4 protein-coding genes and 1 pseudogene are annotated in these 5,028 nt (G+C 74.5%); 3 read left to right on the top strand and 2 right to left on the bottom strand.

Annotation, left to right across the window (positions count from 1 at the left end):
• Window positions 1-947: EamA family transporter (locus GSF22_RS30450; RefSeq protein ID WP_208817360.1), on the top strand; the 947-nt coding region annotated here is incomplete at its 5' end.
• On the top strand, window positions 866-1,195 hold the full coding sequence (locus GSF22_RS30445; protein WP_208817359.1) for a hypothetical protein: 330 nt from the start codon (window positions 866-868) through the stop codon (window positions 1,193-1,195). The genes GSF22_RS30450 and GSF22_RS30445, both read left to right, overlap by 82 nt.
• Here the strand turns inward: GSF22_RS30445 and GSF22_RS35895 are convergent.
• The gene (locus tag GSF22_RS35895) at window positions 1,158-2,387 is read right to left on the bottom strand and encodes a DUF4132 domain-containing protein (protein WP_307804465.1); all 1,230 of its coding nucleotides are present in this window, start codon (window positions 2,385-2,387) and stop codon (window positions 1,158-1,160) included. The genes GSF22_RS30445 and GSF22_RS35895 overlap by 38 nt on opposite strands.
• An 831-nt stretch (window positions 2,388-3,218) precedes the next feature.
• Window positions 3,219-3,614: pseudogene (locus GSF22_RS35190) on the bottom strand (hypothetical protein); the annotation flags it as partial.
• Between the two features lie 360 nt (window positions 3,615-3,974).
• On the opposite strand from GSF22_RS35190, the gene GSF22_RS30435 reads away from it, so the two are divergent.
• Window positions 3,975-5,028: bifunctional transcriptional activator/DNA repair enzyme AdaA (locus GSF22_RS30435; RefSeq protein WP_208817357.1), on the top strand; the 1,054-nt coding region annotated here is incomplete at its 3' end.

Genomic DNA, 5,028 nt, shown 5'->3' with positions numbered 1-5,028 from the left:
GCCGTCCCCTGCTCGCCGCCACCCTGCGCGCCCTTCCCGCCGGACTGCTGCTCCTCGCCGTCACCCGCACCCTCCCCCGGGGCCGCTGGTGGGGGCGGTCCGCCCTGCTCGGCCTGCTCAACTTCGGCGCTTTCCTGCCACTGCTGTTCCTCTCCGCCTACCGACTGCCGGGCGGCGTCGCCGCCGTCCTCGGCGCAGCCCAGCCACTGCTGGTCGCCGCCCTCACCACGATGCTGCTGCACCAGCCGCAGAACCCCCGCCGGATCGTCGCCGCGCTGGCCGCACCCGTCGGGATCGCCCTGGTCGTCGTACAGCCCGGCGCCGGACTCGATCCGGTCGGCGTGGCCGCCGGCCTCACCGCCAGCGCGTCGATGGCCGGTGGACTGGTCCTCACCCGACTCTGGGGTCGTCCACCCGGCGCCGGGGTACTCGCCCTGACCAGCTGGCAGTTGACCGCCGGAGGGGCACTGCTCGCCCCGCTGGCCCTGGCCGTCGAGGGACCGCCGCCGGCCCTGACCGGTCCGGCCCTCGCCGGGTACGGCTGGCTGGCCCTGGCCGGCACCGCACTCGCGTACGCGCTGTGGTTCCGGGGCGCGGAACGACTCCCGGTCGTCCAGGTGTCCCTGCTCGGCGCGCTCAGCCCGCTGACCGCCGTCCTGCTCGGCTGGCTGGTACTCGGGCAGACCCTGACCGCCCTGCAGACGGCCGGTTTCACGGTGGCCCTCGCCGCCACCGCCGCCGGGCAGCTCCCCGACCGCGCCGGACGTCCCCGGTCGACGACGCGGACAGTCGTGCGGCGGAACAGGAATAATCAGAGCGGACCAGTAGTGGTACACCCGACAGACGGTCAGGGACCCGGGGGCACATGGCGTCGTCCGTCCACCAGCCGGCATCGGCAACTGTCCGGCCCATCGATGTCGACCCGCCTCAGCAGGCGGACGACCTGACCGCCTGGATCGGAGCGATCCTGCGGACCACCCATCCGGTACGCCTCGCAGCCGCCCTGCACCGGGCGGAGGCGACCGCGACGCAACGGTTCGCCGCCGGTACCGTCCGGCGGGCGATGCAGGAGGCGATCGCCGCGGAACTGCACGACGACGCTGACGACACCATCGTCGCCATCGCCACCGGGCCGCACGACGTACCCGGCCCCCGCCTCAGCCCGTCACCCGCCGCAGATCCGTCCCGCCGGTGATCCCGTCGTCCGCCAGCAGCAGGAACGCCCTCGACAGCACCTCGGTGAGCACGGCGTCCTCGAACGGCAGGGGCGGCACCGGTGGCCGCCGGTCGACGGCCACGGGAAGGTACGTGTCGTCCGGATCCGTCCGGACGACCCCTGACCCGAGGTGGATCCGGTACGCCCCCCGGCTGCCGCGTACCCGCAGGAAACGCGGACCGAGTACGACCCGGTCCGCGATCCCGCTCCGGGGCAACAGCCGACTGAGCACGTCCCGCCGGATCTCGGCCGAGGTCGTCAACGGGCCGGTGGTCTCCTCCGCCCAGTAGCTGCGAAACCGGGCCGTACCCCGGTCCCGCCACTGCGGGTCGGTGGCGATCGAGGCGACCTCCACGAACCCCGCCACGTCCCGCATCGCCTCGCTGAACACCAGGGGCGGCACCCCGGTCACCGGTACCGGCTGCCAGACCGTCCCGTCCCGCCGGTCGAACCGGACCCGGTCGGTGACGCAGTACCGGGTGCCGTGGTCGTGCTCGTCCGGGTCCTCGACGAGGGCGTGGAAGAACCGGGCCCGCCAGGCGCCGAACTCGCGTACCGCCTCGCCCTCGAACCCGCCGTCCCACGGCCCCAGGTAGGTGGTCGCCCAGCCCCGGGTACGCATCGTCGCGTTCGCCTGCCGGTACCGGAGGATGTGCCCGGCGAAGCGGTCGGAGTGGAATCGGGTCGCCTTCTCCGCCGGGGTGACCCGGTAGACCTCCCGGAACGCCTGACGGAGCGGCTGGCGCAGGTCCCCCGCCATGGTCCGGTCCCGCCAGGCGCCCACCTCGTCCGCCCCGGCCCGGAGCGGATGCCACAGGCGTACCCGCCCGACCGGCAGCACCGTCCCCTCCCGCGTCAGCAGCGTCCAACCCGACGGCTCCCGGTGGGGCCAGCCGGTCACCCAGCGACCCGGCCCGACCTCGGTCTGCCAGATCAGCCGTCGCCCGAAGCACCCGGTCACCGGCTGGTCCAGGTAGCGGGCCGCCCAGTCCGCCGCCGACCACACCCGGTCCGCGGACAGCAGCGACTCGATCCGTCCCCGTTCGCCGGCCAGGCTCGTCCCGACGTCCCGTACCAGGCTCCGCAGGTCGGCCAGCTCCCCCGGGTGGTCGGCCCGGACCACGGCCGGTACCCCCTTCAGGGCCCGGCCGTCGCGCTCGAAGCGCAGCACCGCGCGGCCCTGCTCGATCCCGACGACCGCTTCGTACCCGCCGACCTTGGTCACCCGCCGGCCCTCGGCGTCCAGCCCGTGGTCGGCCACCGACAGCTCCAGCACCTCCTCGGGCGACCAGCCCCGCGCCGCGCCCAGCCCGGTCAGGGCGGCCCGGATCCGGGTGAGCAGGGCCCGGTTACGGACCGACCCGGACAGTCGGGCGAGCGTGACGACCGGTACCACGCCGGCCCGCCGGCTCAGCGCGAGCACAGCGGCGTTGGCCAGCCTTGGGCAGTGCGGGAAGCCGGGCGCCCCGGCGAACGCGGTCGCCGCGTGTACGGTGACCGCCGCCAGCAGCGGCGTGACCCACTCCTGGTCGGTGTCCGCCACCAGCCAGAGCAGACCACGCAGCAGCGTCTCGGCGTCCGGATGCAGCACGACGGTGTATCCGTCGTCGTGCAGGGGCGCCTCCTCCTGCTCGGTGAAGAGTTCGAGGAGACCCCGGATCGCCGGTACCGCGTCGGGCGCTCCGGCGACCGCCGACCGGCCGGTACGCAGCCAGCGGGCCGTCGGCTCGACCCTGGCCAGGGTCGCGGCATGGGTGAGCACCGTGACCACGCCGGGTCGGCGCAGCCGATCGCCGTACCGTTCCCGGGCGGTGGCCCCGAACCGGTCACCCACGTGCAGCAGCCAGGCCGGCAGGGGATCGGCCACCGTGACGGAGCCGTCGACCACCGGGCGGAGCTGGCGGGCGATCCGCCGTCGCGCCGCCGTGGAGAACGGGGACCGGCCGGTCTCCAGCCAGTCGAGGATCGCCTCGACCTCCGGACGCAACGCGGACAGCTCCGCCGGACCCAGCTCGGCCGCAGCCGCTACCGGCAGCCGGAAGCCCTGCTCCACGTAGGGCGTGACGTGGGTCTCGCCGAACATCCAGAGGACCTCGTCCACGGTCCAGCCCAGCCCGGTACGGCCGGCGATCTCCTCGATCAGCCGGAGCGCCACCCGGTTGTCGTCCTCGTAGCACCGCAGGCACCAGTGGTGCACCCACATGCCGAGGGCCCGGACGCCGGTATCGTCGAGCGAGGCCACCAGCCGGCCGCAGGCCGTCTCCGGGAAACGTCGCTCACCGGCCCGCCGTCGGGCATCACGCTCGATCGCGCCGGCGCCGGCCGGGGCGACCGCCCGCATCCGGTCGTAGAAGCCCTGCACCACGGCCGGGTCGGGACGGTCCCGCCCCGACCACATCAGCCACCCGCCAGGGGTACCGGCCGGACGGGTGCGGCGGCGGATCGGGCCGGGCAGCCCGCCAGCCCCCGCCTGCCGGTCGTCTGCCCGGTGGCGGTCCCGTCCCGCACCGTCACGCTCGCCATCGACGTACCCCTTCTGCCTCCGCTGGCCGGGACCGTACCGACGCGCACCGACACTTTCCGGTGCTGCGGTACCTGGCCGGGCCGGGCGCCGCCGGGAGTCCGCGACACTCCGGGTGTTAAGAAGGGGCCCTTCCTCTACCGAATGCGTTAACCGGGGGCCCTTCCTTACAGCTCGGCACGGCGAGGTCCGATTTCCGCGAGTCGGTGGGCCGGACGGCGAGGCAGGATCGGTGGCGTGGAGTTGGACTTCGAGCGGTGCTACCGGGCAGTGGACAGCCGTGACCAGCGGTTCGACGGCTGGTTCTACACCGGCGTGACGTCGACCGGGATCTACTGCCGGCCGTCCTGCCCGGCGGTCACCCCGAAACGACGCAACGTGCGGTTCTACCCGTCGGCTGCGGCGGCCCAGGGCGCCGGGTTCCGGGCCTGCCGGCGCTGCCGCCCGGACACCGCGCCCGGTTCGCCGGAGTGGGATGTCCGGGCCGACGTGGTCGGGCGGGCGATGCGGCTGATCGCCGACGGTGTGGTGGACCGGGACGGGGTACCGGGTCTGGCGTCCCGGCTCGGGTACACCGAGCGGCACCTGCACCGGATGCTCACCACCGAGTTGGGGGCCGGGCCGCTGGCGCTGGCCCGGGCACAGCGGGCGCAGACCGCCCGTACCCTGATCGAGACGACCGACCTGGGGTTGGCCGAGATCGCGTTCGCTGCCGGGTTCGGCAGTGTCCGGCAGTTCAACGAGACCATCCGGGAGGTGTACGCGGTCCCCCCGTCCGCCCTGCGGACCGCACCGGGACGGACACCGGCCACCGTCGGGGCGGGGACGATCACCCTGCGGCTGGCGTACCGGCCTCCGCTGCACGTCCCGGCCCTGTTGGACTTCCTCACCTGCCGGGCGCTGCCCGGAATCGAGTCGGTCGGTGACGGGACGTACCGCCGGGGGTTGCGGCTGCCGCACGGCCCGGCGGAGGTGGCGTTGACGCCGTCACCCGGGCACGTGACCGCGACGTTGCGGTTGGCGGACGTGCGGGACCTGGCCCCGGCGGTGGCCCGCTGCCGCCGGTTGTTCGATCTGGATGCGGACCCGGTGGCGGTGGACGCGGTGCTCGGCGCGGATCCGGCGCTCGCCACCCTGGTCGCTGCCGAGCCGGGGGTACGCCTGCCGCGTGCCGCCGACGGTTTCGAACTGGCGGTCCGGGCCGTCGTCGGTCAGCAGGTCTCGGTGGCCGGCGCCCGGACCACCCTCGGCCACCTCCTCCCCCCTGCCCCTGTCTCTTATACACAACTGA

The sequence above is a fragment of the Micromonospora echinofusca genome (assembly GCF_017614955.1).
In the GTDB taxonomy this organism is placed as follows: domain Bacteria; phylum Actinomycetota; class Actinomycetes; order Mycobacteriales; family Micromonosporaceae; genus Micromonospora; species Micromonospora echinofusca_A.
Note: the sequence above shows the minus strand (reverse complement) of the source record. Positions and strands in the feature narration are given on the sequence as shown.

Excerpts from the sequence above, each read along its gene's own strand:
- GSF22_RS30445 (WP_208817359.1), top strand. The coding sequence starts at position 866 with ATGGCGTCGTCCGTCCACCAGCCGGCATCGGCAACTGTCCGGCCCATC.